Origin of the sequence: Sphingomonas mali NBRC 15500 (assembly GCF_001598415.1) — a bacterium.
Taxonomy (GTDB): domain Bacteria; phylum Pseudomonadota; class Alphaproteobacteria; order Sphingomonadales; family Sphingomonadaceae; genus Sphingomonas; species Sphingomonas mali.
Window position 1 is genome coordinate 63,622 of sequence record NZ_BCYX01000019.1, and the last position, 16,587, is coordinate 80,208.

13 protein-coding genes are annotated in these 16,587 nt (G+C 64.9%); 6 read left to right on the plus strand and 7 right to left on the minus strand.

Translation table 11 applies throughout. From position 1 onward, the window contains the following. The first annotated feature begins 6 nt into the window (after positions 1–6). On the plus strand, positions 7–2,079 hold the full coding sequence (locus SMA01S_RS14570; protein WP_245649285.1) for an Atxe2 family lasso peptide isopeptidase: 2,073 nt from the start codon (positions 7–9) through the stop codon (positions 2,077–2,079). Positions 2,080–2,119: 40 nt separating this feature from the next. On the opposite strand, the gene SMA01S_RS14575 is transcribed toward SMA01S_RS14570, so the two are convergent. From SMA01S_RS14575 to SMA01S_RS14590, 5 genes are all read right to left on the minus strand, one after another. Next, positions 2,120–3,853, minus strand: a complete 1,734-nt coding sequence (locus SMA01S_RS14575) for an asparagine synthase-related protein (protein WP_066823702.1) — start codon at positions 3,851–3,853, stop codon at positions 2,120–2,122. Next, entirely contained in the window at positions 3,850–4,503 is a 654-nt protein-coding gene (locus SMA01S_RS14580; protein WP_066823705.1) for a lasso peptide biosynthesis B2 protein, read from the minus strand. Before SMA01S_RS14580 ends, SMA01S_RS14575 begins: the two co-directional genes overlap by 4 nt. A gap of 52 nt (positions 4,504–4,555) precedes the next feature. After that, the gene (locus tag SMA01S_RS24600) at positions 4,556–4,681 is read right to left on the minus strand and encodes a benenodin family lasso peptide (protein WP_157093954.1); all 126 of its coding nucleotides are present in this window, start codon (positions 4,679–4,681) and stop codon (positions 4,556–4,558) included. Between the two features lie 315 nt (positions 4,682–4,996). Next, entirely contained in the window at positions 4,997–6,079 is a 1,083-nt protein-coding gene (locus SMA01S_RS14585; protein ID WP_066823712.1) for a FecR family protein, read from the minus strand. Next, entirely contained in the window at positions 6,076–6,657 is a 582-nt protein-coding gene (locus tag SMA01S_RS14590) for an RNA polymerase sigma factor (RefSeq protein WP_245649286.1), read from the minus strand. Before SMA01S_RS14590 ends, SMA01S_RS14585 begins: the two co-directional genes overlap by 4 nt. Before the next feature lie 366 nt (positions 6,658–7,023). Here SMA01S_RS14590 and SMA01S_RS14595 point away from each other — a divergent pair, with 366 nt between their 5' ends. Further along, positions 7,024–7,266, plus strand: a complete 243-nt coding sequence (locus tag SMA01S_RS14595; RefSeq protein ID WP_084250321.1) for a sigma factor-like helix-turn-helix DNA-binding protein — start codon at positions 7,024–7,026, stop codon at positions 7,264–7,266. A 50-nt stretch (positions 7,267–7,316) separates the two neighbouring features. Continuing rightward, positions 7,317–8,240, plus strand: coding sequence for a HEPN domain-containing protein (locus SMA01S_RS14600; protein WP_066823716.1), 924 nt, complete (start codon positions 7,317–7,319; stop codon positions 8,238–8,240). A gap of 519 nt (positions 8,241–8,759) precedes the next feature. Here the strand turns inward: SMA01S_RS14600 and SMA01S_RS14605 are convergent. Continuing rightward, on the minus strand, positions 8,760–10,427 hold the full coding sequence (locus SMA01S_RS14605; RefSeq protein ID WP_157093955.1) for a hypothetical protein: 1,668 nt from the start codon (positions 10,425–10,427) through the stop codon (positions 8,760–8,762). Positions 10,428–10,586: 159 nt separating this feature from the next. Here SMA01S_RS14605 and SMA01S_RS14610 point away from each other — a divergent pair, with 159 nt between their 5' ends. Continuing rightward, on the plus strand, positions 10,587–11,249 hold the full coding sequence (locus SMA01S_RS14610) for a M12 family metallopeptidase (protein WP_066823723.1): 663 nt from the start codon (positions 10,587–10,589) through the stop codon (positions 11,247–11,249). After that, a complete protein-coding gene (locus tag SMA01S_RS14615) occupies positions 11,246–12,856 on the plus strand; it encodes a S1 family peptidase (protein WP_066823730.1) in 1,611 nt (536 codons plus the stop codon). The genes SMA01S_RS14610 and SMA01S_RS14615 overlap by 4 nt, the downstream gene beginning before the upstream one ends. A gap of 222 nt (positions 12,857–13,078) precedes the next feature. Here SMA01S_RS14615 and SMA01S_RS14620 read toward each other — a convergent pair whose 3' ends face one another. Continuing rightward, a complete protein-coding gene (locus SMA01S_RS14620; protein ID WP_066823733.1) occupies positions 13,079–13,468 on the minus strand; it encodes a hypothetical protein in 390 nt (129 codons plus the stop codon). A 639-nt stretch (positions 13,469–14,107) separates the two neighbouring features. Between SMA01S_RS14620 and SMA01S_RS14625 the strand changes: the two genes are divergently transcribed. Next, positions 14,108–16,585 carry a hypothetical protein gene (locus tag SMA01S_RS14625; protein ID WP_066823736.1) on the plus strand — a complete coding sequence of 826 codons (2,478 nt, stop codon included), beginning with the start codon at positions 14,108–14,110 and terminating at the stop codon, positions 16,583–16,585. Positions 16,586–16,587: the final 2 nt, after the last annotated feature.

Consider the following 16,587-nt stretch of genomic DNA (forward strand, 5'->3'; position numbering starts at 1 on the left):
GTACGCATGGCGCTCGCCGTCGCCTTGCTCCTGGCGCCGGCGACGGCATGGGCGGCCCCGGCCTGTGCCGACCTGATGCCGTCCGGCGCGGGCTTCCCCGTCCGCGACCTGGTACCCGAGGACCTCGTCCGGCTGCGCGATATCGGCCCGGTCGACAACAACCAGCAATATGAAGGGCTGTTCTCGGTCTCGCCGGACGGAACCCACGCCGCGTTCCAGCTCCGGCGCGGGGACCCGACCACCAACAGCTTCTGCGTCGCGATGCTGGTGGTCGACCTCCGCCCAGGGGGAGCGGCGACGGTGGTCGATCGTGGCGGTGACTTCCTGCGGCTGCGCTATGATTTCCGGGGCAGGGCGAGCTTTCCGAGCGGGTTCACCGATCCGATCACGCCGCGCTGGTCGCCGGACGGCAAATGGATCGTCTATCGCCGGCGGGACGGTGGTGCCGTCCAGCTGTGGCGCGCCCAGACGGATGGCAGCGGCAGCAAGGCGATCACGAACAGCATCGACGATATCGACGACTTTCGCTTCACGGCGGACGGACGCGGCATCGTCTATGCGAGCAAGCCCGAGCTGCGAGGGGCGCTCGCCGCGATCGACCGCGAGGGATTGTCGGGATTCCATTATGACGATCGCTTCGCGCCCTCCGCGAGCGACCGGCCCTTCGCTCCGGCGCCGATCGCCCGGGCCGTCCGGGTCCTCGACCTGGCAAACGGCGCGACGCGGCCGGCGACATCCAGCGAAGCCGCGCTGCTCGACCAGCCGTCGATGCGGGAAGGCAGCTGGACGGTGGCGCGGGCGCCGTCCGGCGCCACCGCATCGGTGCGGGTACCGCCGGACGCCCTCTTTTCCGAGCGCGGACGGCTCACCGTCGCCGAAGGTGGCCGCAGCTTCTCGTGCCCGGCGCCGGAATGCGCGGATGCGAGCTACCCATGGTGGACGCGCGGCAAGGTTCGCTTCCTCCGGCACGAAGGCTGGGCGAACAGCGTTACCGCCATCTACGAATGGACGCCGGGCGCGCGGGACGTGCGACGCCTCTATGCCACCGAGGACCTATTCCTCGGCTGTGTGCCGACCGGCGAGACGCTCATCTGCCTGCGCGAAGGCTCGACCCAGCCGCGCCGGCTCGAGCGCCTCGACCCTGGCAGCGGGCGGCGCGACGTGATCTTCGATCCCAATCCGGAATTCGCGCACCTCCGGCTCGGCAAGGTCGAGCGGCTGCGCTCGCGCAACAGCTTCGGCGCGGAATCGTTCGCCGACCTGGTGCTGCCGGTCGATTACAGGCCGGGCACGCGCTACCCGCTGGTCGTGGTCCAATATGTCTCGCGCGGCTTTCTGCGTGGCGGCACCGGCGACGACTATCCGATCCAGGCATTCGCCAATCGCGGCTATGCGGTGCTGAGTGTCGACCGGCCGCGGGAGATCGGGCTGCGAGGCACCAGCGACTTCGAGAAGGCCAGCCGGATCGATCTCAAGGACTTCGCCGACCGGCGCAGCGTGCTCGAGGCGGTCGAGGCGCCGGTCCGGGTCGCGATCGCGCGCGGCATCGCCGACCCCGCCCGCATCGGCATCACCGGGCTGAGCGACGGATCGTCGACCGCGGGCTTCGCGCTTCTCCACAGCAAGCTGTTCTCGGCCTATGCGATGAGCAGTTGCTGCTGGGACACGAACCTGGCGATGCGGGTCGGCCCGAGCGCGGCCCGGATCTTCTACGCCATGGGCTACCCCAAGACCGTCGACCAGAGTCAGGCCGCGACCGCCTTCTGGAAGGAGATCGCATTCACGCCCAATGCCGGACGCATCCGGGCCCCGATCCTCGTCCAGGTGGCGGACACCGAATATCTGAGCGCGCTCCAGACCTTCACCGTGCTTCGCGAGCTCGGCCGCCCAATCGACATGTACGTCTTTCCCGACGAATATCACGTCAAATGGCAGCCGGCACACCGGCTCGCGGTCTACACGCGATCGATCGACTGGTTCGATTATTGGTTGAGCGGGATCAGGCCGTCCGGCCGCGAGGCGGAGGTCGCGCGCTGGGATGCGCTGCGGCGTGAGGCCGCGGCTCCTGACCCGAGATGACGCGTCGGTGGTCGTCCGGCCCGCGCTTGCACGCCTGCCGTCATGACCACCGTCCGGCCCAGGCCTCCGCGTTGATCAGCTCGAGCAGGCGCACATTCTCCTCGCTGGTCGTCGCGCGATCGGCACGGAGAGTCTCGTCGACCGCGTCCGGATCGAGGATCCGGTGCGCGGCGAGCCGGCCGCCCAGCAGGCGCTCGCGCAGTTCCTGGCGCTTGCGTCGGACGATCTCGCCGCAAAACGGATCGGGCGTGCCCTTGACCTTCCGCTCGACGATCGCCTGGGGAAGCATGCCGGCAAAGGCGGTCCGCGCCATGGCGCGGTCGCGCCCGCCCTCGCGCCACTGCCAGCTCGGTATCGACAGACAGACTTCGATGATTGGCTGGGACAGAAGCGGGTTGACCAGATGCGCGATGCGGCCGCGGTCGGACTCGAGGTTGGGATGGGCGCGCGCGATCCCCGCGATATGGACTGCCTTGCCGGGAAGGACCCATGCCGGTGCCTCGAGCCAGGGGTGGACAAGCGGGAAATCCCGTAGCGACGCGATCAGCTCGGGATGGAGCAGGGCCGGGCTCGGCTTCCAGCGATAGGCGGGCGGTTGCCTGGCGATGCGCGTGGCGGCGCGAACCACGCGCAGCGGCCCCGCGCCGGTCTGGCGGCAGATGTCGCGCAAGGTGGCGAACGCGCCCGCGCCCGGCCCCTCGTGTAGCGCCCGGTCGGCCAGCGCTACCGCCGATTGCGAGAAGCCGAAGACATTGTCGCCGCCATTGCCGCTGAAAAAGGCGTCGGCGCCAACCCGCGCGGCGACCGCCCGGTGCGCCGCCTCATAAGGTTGCGCCTCGGCCCGGCCGATCGGGCGCGGCAAATGCGCGCCCAGCGCGTGCCCGAGGTCGACGGCACCGAGGTCGTAGCGCCATTCGGCGAGCGGCAGGCCGAGCGCCTCGCACAGCAGCGCCGCATAGCTACGCTCGTCGCCTGCGGGATCGTCGGTATGGAGCGTAAGGCAGGTGGCGGCGCGCTTCGAGCGGGCAAGGCAGGCCGCCACGATCGACGAGTCGAGCCCGCCGGACAGGCTGAGCAGCGGACGGCGATAGAGCGACGACCATGCGGAGACGCAGTGCTCGACCGTCCGCCGCAGCCGCTCGGACGTCGCCGCCCGCTCCTCGCTCGCGCACGGCTCGACGAACGCCCAGGGCGACCACCCCGGCGCCGGCCGCTCGGCGTGCCCTTCCAGGATGATAGCGGTGCCGGCGAGCAGCGTGGTGATGCCGGTGAGCGCGGACTCCACCATGGGAAGCCCGCAGGAGTAGAGCATCCGGCCGAGCGCATCCCACGCGATGCCGGCCGGCGTCATGCCCGCTGCGGCGAGCAGATCGAGGTCCGAGGCGAGGGCAGCGATCTCGCCGATGCGGGCGCGGTAACAGGGAAGGGCGCCCGACGGATCGCGCAGAATCTCGACGGCGTCCCCTTTGACCCAGGCGCTCACATAGCCGCCCCAATGCGAGCTGAGGAGTTCCTGGCTGCCCCCGTGTGTGAGCGTGTCGCGTTCCGCTTCCTCGAATCCGGTGATCGCGCGCGGCGCGCCGTGGCGGGGGAACAGCGTGCCGACCACCCCGCCGTCCGCGCCCATGTCGAGGAAACCGCAGGCCGCGTCGACCAGGACGGCCAATGGCGGCGTGGCGCGGGCAAGGCGTAAGCCTTGCGCCTCGGCGATGCGTCCGGCGCGGGCGGCGAAGCCGTCGCCCCCTCCGACCAGGATCAGGTATCGCGGTCTCACGCGACCACCAGGATCGGGGTGTAGAGCCTGACCACCTCGAGATCGCCCGTGACGACGGCGTCTCCCGACTGGACCCAGCAATGCGCGGCGAACGGGCTGAGGCGCACGCCGAAGACCAGCGCGGCGGCCTGGTCGAGCCGGTCGCACAGGCGCCGCGCCGCGATCGCCCTTGGAAGGCACTGGTCGTGCGCCCGCAGAATAGCGGCGCTCGCCGCGAAGGCTCCCGCGACCCGGCGCAGGCGCGCTTCATCCCGGTCATTCGCGGTCATGACGAGACGACGGGCCTCGATCCCGGAGATAATGGTCGAAAGCGGCGATCGCGCCAGTGCGCGGCGAGCGCCGAGCTGGAGGACGACCGCTGCCGCGATGTCACGAACGGTTTGCCTGCGTGGAAGGTCGGTCGCCAGGTCGAGGGTCGGCGCCGCATGGCTGGTCGCCGCGACCGGTTCTCGCGCGTCGGGCTCGGCGACGCCGCAGGCAACGAGCCGCGCCAGGTCGGCGGGGGTGGGCGCTTCTCCCGCGGCCCAGCGCCGGAAGGACAGGTCGAGCGCCTCGGGAAGGCAGAAATAGCGATCGCGCGCCAGATCCAGGAACACGGCCTGGCGGGCACAGAGGCACCAGGCGATGCCGGCGCGATCGATGGGCGGCATGGTGATGTCACCAGGAAACGGTGCGTGCCCCGGAGGGCACGCACCAGGCTGGTCAGTCGTCGCTGAGGCCGAACGGCTTCAGCTGGCCGTTGTCCTGGTCGGGGCCGCCGACGATAAGGCCCTTGGTCTCGACGCTCACGGCGCCGAGCTCGATCGTGTCTTCGTGTTCGCGGTTCATGGCTTTTCTCCAGTTGGGAAATGTCATGGCCATGACCATCCGACTGTAGCGCGCTTCGCGGTTATAAGAATCTTATAATCCGGTTATAATTCGATTGTTTTCGAAGCAGCTTCTCGTGCCGCCGAAGCCGGGCGGGAAAAGCATGTCTTGGAACATGCGCCACCGCCTTTAGCCATCAGGCCTGGACATAGCGGTGGCCACCCGGCCGCACGGGTCTGTGCGACAAGCTGGCGGTTGATATATTGGCCCTGCGCGCGTCGGAAAACGCCGATTTCGCCCAAATTGGCTTTATCTTCAACGTGTTCGCCAGTCCGGCTAGCGCGGGGCCTCCCCCGGCGCGGCGCGGCGTTTGCCGATCGCCGCGGGATCGGGCGCTGCGCCACCCGCCGGCGCCAGCACGATCTCGCCGGGCCGGCTGGTGTCCACGTCCCGGCCGAACAGGGCGCCCAGCCGCCTGGCCAGCAGATCGGTGTCGTCGACCCGGAATCGCCCGGACACGCGCTGGGCGGCGAGCGAGGCATCGGCCAGCCGGATCGGACGCGCGGTCCTCTGGTTCGCGAGCACGATCAGGTCGGCGACGGGCGTTCCCGCGAACTCGCGCGCGGCCGCGGACGGCACCGCCTTCACGCCGATGGACGGAGCGGATATCGCGGCGACGTCCGGCCGCGCGACGAACGAGACTCCCTCGCCGGCGGCTAGCCTGCGGACCGGCGCTGGCGGCGACGCCGGGGCGCGGGGCAGCGCGACATCGACCGTGCCCTGCAGGAGACGCACATCGACCTTGCCCGAGTGCGTCAACGCGACCTCGAAGATCGTGCCCCGGGCGGTCACGCTGCCACCGCCGGCCGAGACGATGAAGGGACGCTGCTCGTGCGCGACCTCGAAACGTGCCTGGCCTCGCGACAATCTCAGGTTGCGCCGGCCGCTCCCGATATCGACGTCCAGAAGGGTCTGGTCGCCGAGGCGCACGGTCGAGCCGTCGGCGAGCCGCACGACGCGTCCCTCGCCGGCGACCGTCGAGAGCCTGCGATGGTCGGTTGTGGCGACAATGGCGTCGCGCGGGGCCATGCCGGGTCCCGCGTGATCCAAGGCCACCCATCCGCCGATGCCAACCGCACAGGCGGCCAGGCTCGCCAGCGCCACCGCCAGTACGCCGTGTCGGCGGGTCGGCGCCGATGGCGGGATCGGTTCGTCCAGCTCCGCGAGCAGCTTTCCCATCGCGAAAATCTCGGACGCGCGGTTGTACGCGCTCCGGTGCGCGGGGTGCTCGGCCAGCCATGCCTCGAATTCGGCGCGGCTGTCCTTGGCATCGGGGCTGCGCATCCGCGCGAACCAGTGCGCGGCCTCACGGGCGAGCGCCTCGCCGCCATCCTCCGCCCGGCCGCCGGCGATGGTCATTGCCTCAGGTCCTTGCCGATCTTCACCAGCGCCTCGCCGACATGCCATTCCACGGTACGGATGCTGATGCCGAGCTGAGTCGCGATATCCTTGTAGCCCAGGCCATCGGTCCGGTGGAGCAGGAACACCTGGCGTGTGCGCGGCGGCAGCGCGTCGACGGCGGTCCGAAAACGCTCGCGCATCTGTGCGAGCTCGATGGCGTCCTCCTGGGTTGCGCGGGTCGCGGGCTCGTTCGCCTCGTCGATCGGCATGTGCGGGGTGCGGTTCGAGACGCGGCGCGACCGGTCGATGAGCAGGTTGCGGACGATCCGGTTGAGGAATGCCTCGGGCTGGCGCAGGCCCTCGCGTGCGCCCGAGCCGAGTAGGCGCGCGAACGCGTCCTGCACCAGGTCGTTCGCGTCCTCGGTCGAGCGCAGGCGCGCATCGAGCCATCGCCGCAGGCGAGGTGCCTGCTCGCGGTAGAGCATGTCGAAGCGTGCCTCACCGGTGCCGCCGTCTCGGGGCGACGGGTCGGCGTCGTCAATCGGCCGCCGCATCGCGTTACCGCGAGCAGCTGGCGCCGCGCGGGGCGCGGACATGGAAAGTCGATCGCACGAGAGCCTGTCTCGTGCCGGGCAATGCCTCGGATATTACCCCCGACCGAAAGGGCCGGAAGCGCTTGATGCCTGGCGGTCAGTCCGCAGCGGGCCGCCGGCCTTGAACCGCGCTGCGCGAACGATTCTGCGTCAGTTCGCGGGCGTTCGCAACACCCCCAATGGCCGGCCCGATCGCTCCCCGGCCAGCCGTGACCGGGCGCCGCGTGTCGGGCGCGCCGCGGCGCCCCGCAACCCGGCGATGCCGGGTGCTCCGCTCACGCTTCGCCCCTGCGGTGCGGGGCCCCCGCTTGTGACGCGCCCGCTGTGCGTCGCCGCCGGTCCCCTTGGCCGGCGGGAAGGAGCGTTTCGATGTCCGATATTGATGCGAGACTGGTTGCCCGCATGGGTGCCGCCGTTGCCGCGCTGCCCGAGCCCGAGCAGGCGGTGTTCGTGCTCCATGCGATCGACGAATATGACTATGCCACGGTCGCCGCGCGGCTAGGCGTGGATCTGGCCGAGGTCGAACGGCTGCTCGCGAGCGCGCTCGTCCTGCTCGCCCGCCACCTCGCGGGGGACGGCGCTGACGAGGGACCGGTCCGAAATGGCGCATGATCGCGCTCCCGGCGGTTGCATCGCCGTCGCGGCGCTCTAGGATTCCGGCGATGCGCACCGATCTCGATCATCTGCCCCCCGCCAAGCAGCGCGAGCTCGAGCGCGTGGTGCAGATCCTGTTCGAGGAGCTCGGCGACGCGACCGCGATCGCGACCTCGGACTGGAAGAAGCAGGCGCGCATTCTCAAGGTCATTCTCTACGGCAGCTATGCCCGGGGCGGCTGGGTCGACGAGCCGCACACGGCCAAGGGATACCAGTCCGACTTCGACCTGCTGATCATCGTCAACCATGAAAAGCTGACCGACCGCGCCGCCTTCTGGTCGACGGCCGAGGATCGGCTCAACCGCGAACTGGCGGTCACCAAGACGCTGCGCACGCCGGTCAACTTCATCGTCCACACGCTGCACGAGGTGAACGACGGGCTGGCGCACGGGCGGTACTTTTTCATGGATGTCGTCCGCGACGGGATCGCGCTGTACGAGAGCGACAGCACCGAACTGCATGAGCCCAAGCCCAAGACGCCACGGCAGGCGCTGGCGATGGCGCAGGAATATTTCGCGGAATGGTTCCCTGCGGCCGCTGGTCGTCTCGACACGGCGAAGTACGTTCTAGGTCAAGGGCGCCTCAAAGAAGCGGCGTTCGACCTCCACCAGACCTCTGAGTTCCTGTACCACTGCGTGCTGCTGGTGTGCACCTTCTACACGCCGCACGTTCACAATCTCGGTTTTCTCCGGACGCAGGCAGAACGGATCGATCCGCGATTGATTGATGCGTGGCCGCGCGACACCCGCGTGGATCGCGGACGCTTCGAGAAGCTGAAAGCCGCGTACGTCAAGGCGCGGTACTCGAAGCACTATCGCATCAGCAATGAGGAACTGGCCTGGCTTCGGGAGCGCGTGGAGGAGCTGGGTCGCACCGTGCAGGTGATCTGCGAGGAGCATATCGCCGCGCTTAAACGGAGTGCGGCTGCCTAGGAAGAATTGATATCGCTGGCGATCTCGCAAACTTGGCAGCTTCGCGCCTCAATTGTGATCTTCCAGCTGCTCTGGCGCCGATCCCGATCACGTAGCCGCAACCACATGACGGTAGAAAGTCGCCCGTCTGTCTACGGGCGCTCAGACGGCGTAAGGGGACGCTTGTTGATGAAGCTCGCAGTGGCAGCTACGCGCCCATAACCCAGGTCATTCCGCGACCGAGCCGGCCACCCCGAAAGCGGATCTTATTTATCGACGAAAGTCGCCGAATGTCGCCAGCATCAGGAATTCCTTGCTGCCTGTCGAGCTTCAACGCTTATGAAATCACTGTCGGCTACTCCAAGCGTCCGCTCGCGCCTTGAGCGTGTCGATCTGCCAACATGATGTTGATGAACGGCCGCCCCAATTTAACCGAACAGTCGTCGGCAAGTTCTTCCCCTACGAACTCGCTTTCAAGCGTCCCGGCCGGTGCGCTCCTGGTCATAGCTGCTCTGGGTGATCGCCAAAGTGCATGGCCGGCTATTGCGTCCCGAGCGCTTCCTTCGCCTGCTGCTGCGCGCGTAGCGCTTCATATAGCGTCTTCCGGGCAACCGCTAACTCCGTATCAGCCTTCACACTATCGAGCTCTGTAACCGCCGGAGGTTGGGTGAGCTTATCGAGCTCCTTTTCTTTCGTGATATTATCGATTTGGGACTGAAGCAATGCAATGTCCGTATTCCCGAGCTTCGTAATTTCTGCCTGTTTTGTAAGGCTATCGATCTGAAACTGGAGCAACGCTATCTGAGTCTCTCGATCGGTTTTGGCGGCTGCCGCTTCCGCAGCAATGGCGTCCAGCTTCTTCTTGCGACTGGCGTCGGCAAAAGCGACACCCTGGCTCGTTGCATCCGCGATGGCGCCGGCAAGGACTTCGCCTCTCGCTTTCAAGTTCTTATATTCGAAGCTGTCTATTCCGCCATTTTCGTTCAGGGCGAGGCTCAGGGAATTGTTCTGAAACGGGCCGTTTATAAACGGCAGGAAGCGCAGTTGCCCGAGTTGCGGTATCATTGAATCAGGCGACTTGAAGAGCAGGTCGGCAGACGCAGCTGTGCAATCGTCCGACTCTTTACTTGCCTTACAGACAAGCAGTCGTCCGGGCTCAGGTGGACGGATGAAGACGCCGGGCTGGGGCTTGGCCGCGTGGATTGCCGCCGGATCATTGACCGCGAGCTTCGCGCCGATTGCTGGCGCTAGCGATTCGATCACCCACTGCGCCTGGACCATTTTCGAAACACAGTCTTCGATCCGCTCGTCGTCGCATTGATTCACCGCGTTGGGCCCGGCAGTGAGCACCTTTCGCGTGACCAGCTTTGTGAACTTCGCCAGATCTGGTCCCTCCAGATCCAACTCTCCGTTGAGGCGCTGTGCATTCACGGGCGCCCTTTCAACCGTCACGAGGGACAAAGCCGCAGTCGCCTTCTCCACTGCCGATTGCTGATCGGCAACTGCTTTGGCTTTCGTCTTTTGGTCGTCCAGCCGGTGTTGGAGGGTGCCCTTGCCTTCAGCGTTTAGTGTGCCGATTGCGAGCTGACTCGTAAGGGCGTTTACCTGCTCCGTTACTTTGTCGAGCGCCGCATTGGCTAGTTTCAGACTGGCAGTCTCCTCCTTGAGCTTGTCCAGCAACTGTTGCGCTCGGGGTGCGCAGACGAGCATCTGAGCCACGCCGCTATTGCCTTGCGCCTGTGCTGCGCCAGGAATACCCATCGCAATCTTTGCCACTGCGAATGCCGACTTAGCGGTGTCGGCAACGATTGCCGCGCTTCGATCTTCGGCGGCAGCGTTCAACGTCTTCAACGTTCCGTTCGCGTAGAATGCAAGCGACACCGAGCTTATTTTTGTGAACCCAGCGAGCTTTTCATAATCTAGGGAGTAACGCTCCCCGCCGATGACCGTAGGGGTCGCTTCCGCCTTGACCAGGAATTTCAGAGCATCGACCTCGATATCGGCTTTGCCCTCTCCCGCCTTCTCCATGCACTGCGCCAGCGTTCTAGTAACTTTGATATCATACTGAAGAACTGGAAGTTTATAAGGGATACCCTTTACTGCGTCGCTGGCGGCAGCCGTACGTTGGTCGGTTCTACTGGATAGAGATGTACAGGCGGAACAGGTCATCGCGCAGGAGAACAGGGTCACCAAGCGAATGATGGTCATAATATTACCCCCAAAATGGACGTATCACTGCTTACAGTTTGGAGTCGATTGGAGTATATCAATTAAAGCGATTTGCACAGAAGGGAATTATTGGTGTATGCTTTAGCTTTAAGACTCGTGGCTGCATCTTCAATAATATGAGCTTAAGGGGGGGTGGCAATGTTCCGGGCACGATTCCTGGTTTTGTCGCTTGTGCTCTTCGCGGGCGCTTCGAGCGGTCAGTCGGCAATCGATGTTGGCCGGGAAATTGTTCATAAATACGGATACGTGTTGTACTCGCAACGGTGGGATGATCCTCCCGTCATTGATGTGTGTTGGGAGAATCTCAACGATTCAAAACCTGAGGATCGTGCGCTGGTCCAGCAAGCGGTCATGACCAGCTGGGGGAATAAGAACTACAGTAAAGTTGTCTTTCAAGGGTGGGGCGGCTGCGAAGGACCGCCTTCTGGTATTCGTGTCTCGGTTCGGGATGAGACGCCGCAGACGCTAAAGTTGGGCAGGAAACTGGACGGGCGACCGCGAGGGCTAACGCTGAACTTTGCAATGGTGCGCTGGAGGCCGATCAGTTGCCCGCGCGGCCGGAACGTTTGTGTAGAGGCAATCGCCATTCACGAGTTTGGCCATGCGCTAGGCTTTAGTCACGAGCAGAACCGCCCTGATCGTCCCGACTGGTGCAAGGAGGCACCGCAAGGCGCGGACGGCGATTTCTTCGCGACAGCCTTTGATGGAAACTCGATTATGAATTACTGCAATAAAAACTGGACCGGACAAGGGGGGCTGAGCAAGCTCGACAAAGAGGCTCTGCGAAAGGTCTATTCGTGAAATGCGTCCTGGCCTCGGCCTGCGCAATCTGCCTTTGGTCAGCCAACGCTCACGCGCAAACGCCGGGTGAGGGGGCGACCGACATCGTCCGCTATTACGGGCCGCGCACGGCCCAGATCCAGATGATTGGCGAGCGCTTCAGCGGCAAAATTGATGTAGTCATTCAAGGGTCGGGATTTCTGGTAGACGATCGCCATATCGTTACGAACGACCATGTCGTGCCAGAAACTGGCGACGATTTTAGGCGTACCACGATCAACGTGCGCTTTGTGCACCGCAAGGACGACCCTGTTGCGGCGCGCGTTGTTGTGCGCGACAAAGTCAATGATCTGGCATTACTTGAACTTGTTACACCCAGAACTCCTTCGCCTTATTGTCCCGTCTCCGCCCTCATGCCGCCGGCCGTTCTTGCGCAAGGCAGTTACCTGTTCGTGATGGGGTATCCGCTTAACCGCGACCTGAGAGTCGCGCCGGGACTGATGGGAAGTCCTGATGATGGCAATCTGCTTCAGACCGACGCGCCGCTCAATCCGGGCAATAGCGGCGGGCCCGTTTTCTCGTCGAAGGGGTATCTTGTGGCGATTGCGGTCGGCGGCGTGACGCAAATGGAGCTGCCTGACGGAACGACTATCCCAGTCGCCGGAATAAACGATCTGATTCCCATGTCTCGATTGCCCGCGTCTCCCGTTGGCCAATGGCTGAAGGCAAATTCCACCTCGGCGTGTTGGCACGAGAGAACGAGTTACCCTAGCGACGACCAATTTGCTTGGATGCCGGACGTCGCGATCGCCACACCCACACCTCCGCCGAACCCAACGGCAGCGATCTCACCCGCGCTTCCCGTCGCGCCGATGGGTCCCACAAATCTCTCGGGTTTGCCTGCGCAGTTGATAACCGAGTATCAGATTTCTCCTGCGACCCTCACCCGGTCCTCCGCGAAGACAAGCGTATTACCAACTCCCAATGTGTCTGGGCCTCCGCCGCCCGCGGCAGTAGATGTCGATCATAGCGTGTCCGAAACCAAGGATGATCACGCGCTGACCTCAAATACCGCGCCCTATGCAAAAGTTTTTGCCGCCGAGCCCGGCTACCTCATCAATGAATGCAGTTACGAACTACTGAGCGCCGCGCACTACGCGGATGTCTCCTGTGAGGTAGCGGCTGATAGGACGTCCGCCGTTTTGCGCTTCAAGCTGACGTCTGGCCCACTTTATGATCAGTGGCGTGGCTGGCTAAGGGCGACCGTCTCACTCAACCAGCAGCGCGCGGCGCTCACGCCCGGAGAACTTCCGCCCATCCGGAAGACAATGCGGCGGGCTATTTCGCAATACCAGACAGATCATGGGATTGGAGTCAAAACGAAATCCTACGAGGTCACATATCAGACGGAGCCGGGCTATCGACTGGTCGAATGCAACTTCGAGGGCACGAGCGTGAATAATGCTAAGGGCGTAGCCTGTACGATTGATTCGAGCCAAACCTCAGCAACGTTTCGGTTTCAACTAAGGTCGGGGCCGATCTTTGATCAGTGGCGCGGCTGGCTGAACGGTAATATCGTTTTGATAATGGCGTCCGCGCCGGCCCAGGAAAATGGTTCGCCGCGCTGAATTCAGCCTCCCCGACACCGATCATGACAATTTGTCAGTGCCGTCGAGCCATATCCGGTTTCCGGCCCGCTCCCTGAGCAGGTTTGGACGCGCCATTCGACCGTCATGTGCAGCAACAGATTGGCGATGAGATCTCCTTCATTCTGCCAAACGCCTCGGCATTGAACCGAACGGGGAACCGCATCCCGACAATGCGCTTCCCCGGTGCTTCAGTTGGTGGCGTTAGATTTTGTAGATCGAACCGGACGCATACGGTGTGCCCTTAACGACAACGTCAACGCCGCTGCGCTTCCAACTGAAATCAAGATGTTCAAGGATCTGACGCACGTAGCGCCCAGTGAGGCGTTTGAAGTCCGGTTCGAAAACCTTTTCCCCAAGGGCATGCGTGAGAAGCTTGCTCAGGCTAACGATGGGCGGTCGAGAGGGAGCGACGATTTGTGAAGCGACGAGGGAAAGCACAGCGGCTTCACTTTTCATCACTTTGCAAAGAGCCTGTCCGATAGGGGACTCTCCCAAGGCCTTATAGTTGCCGTGCTTGAGGTCCAGGTCCGCGAGCGCCGGATGTTCCGTGGTGAGCGCGGTCGTCGAATAGATGGTTTTAGCATTGGGCATTTTGTTCTCCGTCGTGTTGACAGATCGACGGGCCGGGGCCGCCGATTATGGCTGATGGAATGCTCGTCTTGAAGGCGAGCCCGCCCGCCTTATAGGTAGGCAAAACCGTATATAGGGATATTCAATTTCGAGTAAAGTCCCATCTCACCCGAAGCGAACAGCCATAGTTCGCCACGCCGGAACGGAACCGCCGCGCGGTAACATCCTCTTGCTTCGGTGTCGGGGAACCGATCATATTGATATCAGTGCGTTGATGCGGGTGGCGATACGTCAAGCCTGAGTAGAACGCCCAGCATCCCAACGGATCCTCGCGCGTGACGTGCGTACCACCGGGAGGCGATCGGCGCCTCGGATCGCCAAATAACGCACTGGGTCGGCCAGCGGGTTCAGTAGTTCAGCGCGAGCGACGCCCACGGAGGTGGCGAATGCCTTAGCCTGCCTGCTCTACTCAGTCCCTGCTCCGGGGCAATCCTACGGTGGTGCGATCGTCCCAACAATCGAACAAGTTCGGAAAGACCATTCAACCGCTTCGGTGCAAATAGCGTCTCGATCTTTGGAGGAACATGAAGCCATATGGCCGCGAGGGGGGGTAGCGACCGCGTTGGTCGCTGACGATGGTAAGTGAAGGGAGGGGCGGGAGTGGTCACGACGACCATGGCCCAATGGGGTGACTGGCTGTGGAGCGAGTTGTTCGACGACGAGGCAGGCGATGGCCGCCCGGTCACGATCCTGCATGTCGATGATAATCTCTTCGCCCGGAGCGCCGCGCGCGCGGGCTTGATGCTCGAGCCTAGCGCCGCGCGATCGCTTTTCCTCGGCGTATTCCCACCCCGCTTTCGCGTGCAGCGTTGGTTGACCGGCTCGGAGAAGCCCGAGGAAGCGTTGCTACCCTTGCTGATCCTGTGTTGTCTCGCCGCCAGCGAGGCGGCGGACAGCGACGAGAATGACTTCCGCCGCCGCCTGCGCGACCTGATGGGTTGGGATCTGGTCATCACCCATTGCGACGCGCTTCCGAAGCTGTGGCGTCGGCTGGCGAGGATGACGGTGAAGCGGTCCGAGACCACTTTGACCCGCCCGCTCAAGCTCCCCGATCCGAGGTTCCGTACGCAGATCGGCCACGCGATCGAGCTGACATTTCCATCACGCAACGACACGCGTCGCCTGCTCTCCGATCTTGGCTCGGGTGGTTTCGATCTGGAATCACCACGGGCGGTACTCGACTGGCTAGCGCCGTTGGTGGAGCGCGGTGGTTTCTCTGGCACGTTCGAGGAGACCTTCGACTCATTCCGGTCGGCCTGGTTGCAGGCCGAACGTGCCTTGGCCGACCATCGTTTCTGGTCGGGGTGGCGGCTCGTCACAGCCCAGCTCCGCGCCGCCGCGGAGAGTGGGGGCTTCGAGATCCTCGTCGATGAGTGGGGCGCCCACCGGCTCGTCGACCCCGAGAGCGGCGCGCCTCTCGACCTTGAGCAAGCGCTCGCCGATCATGCCCTTTCCTCGCGCCTCGTCGTCGCGGCGACGCGAGGGCACATGATCCCCTTGATCGAGCGCGATTGGGGTCGCCTGCGTTGGGCTGGCGAACGCGCCGGAACACGGCCTCAGGCGGCGCTTGTCCGGGAGCGAGCATTTCGGTCCCGCCTCGGCGCGCGGACGCGCGCGGCGGTCGCGGGCGCCGACGGCTGGGCGCTAATCCATGACCTGGATGGCCTGGACGGTCGCGGCGAAGGCGTGGACCGCGACCGCCTGCTAGATCTGGCGCCCAGTCAATTCTGGCGCGTCGACGGCGCCATCCTGGCGCGGCCGGCGCTCCCCTTCGTCGTTGAGGTGAGCGGCTTGGTCGAAAGCCTCCGTTTGGAGGGCGATCTCGCCGATCGGTTGATGGTCACCGAGGTTGGAAGCGGTCGGTGGCTGCTGACGCCGCGAGAACCGCTTGATGGGGAAGTCGACATCGTCGTCGAACCGCGGCGCATTGGCCCGCCGCTACGCCGGCGTCTTAGGCTTCGGCGCGCGATTCTGGTGCCCGCCTTCCGCGATCCGCCCGAGCGCCTGTTCAACGCCGATCCACCTCCCACTCCGGCGTGGCCGCGCGACGCCAGGCATGAGGAGATCGCCAGCGGCGCTGAACCAGGTGGCGAGGCCGTCGCGCCGGCGCTTCTCGATCTCACCGAGGCGCTCGCGGTCAAGACGGGAACCATGCCGCTGGCCGACGTGTTCGCGATTTGCCGTCAGGTTGTCGGCGACGCCAAGGTGTCGCCCTGGGACGTGATCCGAGCCTTGGGCGACGCGGGGATGCTGTGCTGGCTCGAGGCGCGTGGCGTTCGCGGCCGGTCGGCCCTTCCCCTCGGACCGCGCGGCGCGATCACCCGAGTGGGCGCGGTCTCCCGGCTCACGCTGGAGGGCGTGCTGAGCGAGACCTTTCTCGCCCGCCTCGACGCGGCGAGCGCTCGGCTGGACCTGAAGCGGGAGACTCGCGCGGGCGTGAGCGGCTGGTCACCGCCGACCGAATGTGTGTGGGCGGCGGAGGCGTCCGCGCTGCTGGAACTCGCTCAGGTCCTGGATCTTGAGGTTGGCTATCTACGCGCCAGCCCCGATCCGCTCTCGCGCTGGCGGATTCGCGAACCCTTGGCGCGCGGGCGGGAGGACGGCGAAGGTCGATCGGTGCCGTTAGCGAGCCGTCACGCGCCGTTGCGGCATGTGGCGTTCGATCGCCTTGATATCGGGTCGATGTGGGAGGTCGAGGGACGGGGCGGACCCCGGCATTGGCGCGACCGGGAGGACGCGATCCTCGATGCCTATGCCGAGGTCGACGAGCGACCCTTCACGGTCGCCGAGGGAAGGCTGCGGGCGATCGACGCGCGTCTTCCGATTCACTTCGCGCGCTGGGTCCGCCTCCTCACCGCGACGGCCTCGGGTCCGCTGGAGGACGGTTATGGCTATGCGTGCGACGCCATCGTCGAACGGGCCGCGCGTGCGATCCATCCGGCGATCCTGGCCTCGGCTTCTGGCGAGCGCCGCCACGCGCCTGCCGATAGGTCCCGGCGGTGGCGCACCATGGCGACGATGAACAATGGGGAGCGCGAGGTCCGGCCAAGCTGGCGGGTTGCGCGGGAAGGGATCTAGAC

Excerpts from the sequence above, each read along its gene's own strand:
- SMA01S_RS14605 (WP_157093955.1), bottom strand. The coding sequence starts at position 10,427 with ATGACCATCATTCGCTTGGTGACCCTGTTCTCCTGCGCGATGACCTGT.
- SMA01S_RS14570 (WP_245649285.1), top strand. The coding sequence starts at position 7 with ATGGCGCTCGCCGTCGCCTTGCTCCTGGCGCCGGCGACGGCATGGGCG.
- SMA01S_RS14595 (WP_084250321.1), top strand. The coding sequence starts at position 7,024 with ATGTCCGATATTGATGCGAGACTGGTTGCCCGCATGGGTGCCGCCGTT.
- SMA01S_RS14610 (WP_066823723.1), top strand. The coding sequence starts at position 10,587 with ATGTTCCGGGCACGATTCCTGGTTTTGTCGCTTGTGCTCTTCGCGGGC.
- SMA01S_RS14600 (WP_066823716.1), top strand. The coding sequence starts at position 7,317 with ATGCGCACCGATCTCGATCATCTGCCCCCCGCCAAGCAGCGCGAGCTC.
- SMA01S_RS14585 (WP_066823712.1), bottom strand. The coding sequence starts at position 6,079 with ATGACCATCGCCGGCGGCCGGGCGGAGGATGGCGGCGAGGCGCTCGCC.
- SMA01S_RS14580 (WP_066823705.1), bottom strand. The coding sequence starts at position 4,503 with ATGCCGCCCATCGATCGCGCCGGCATCGCCTGGTGCCTCTGTGCCCGC.
- SMA01S_RS24600 (WP_157093954.1), bottom strand. The coding sequence starts at position 4,681 with ATGAACCGCGAACACGAAGACACGATCGAGCTCGGCGCCGTGAGCGTC.
- SMA01S_RS14620 (WP_066823733.1), bottom strand. The coding sequence starts at position 13,468 with ATGCCCAATGCTAAAACCATCTATTCGACGACCGCGCTCACCACGGAA.
- SMA01S_RS14590 (WP_245649286.1), bottom strand. The coding sequence starts at position 6,657 with ATGTCCGCGCCCCGCGCGGCGCCAGCTGCTCGCGGTAACGCGATGCGG.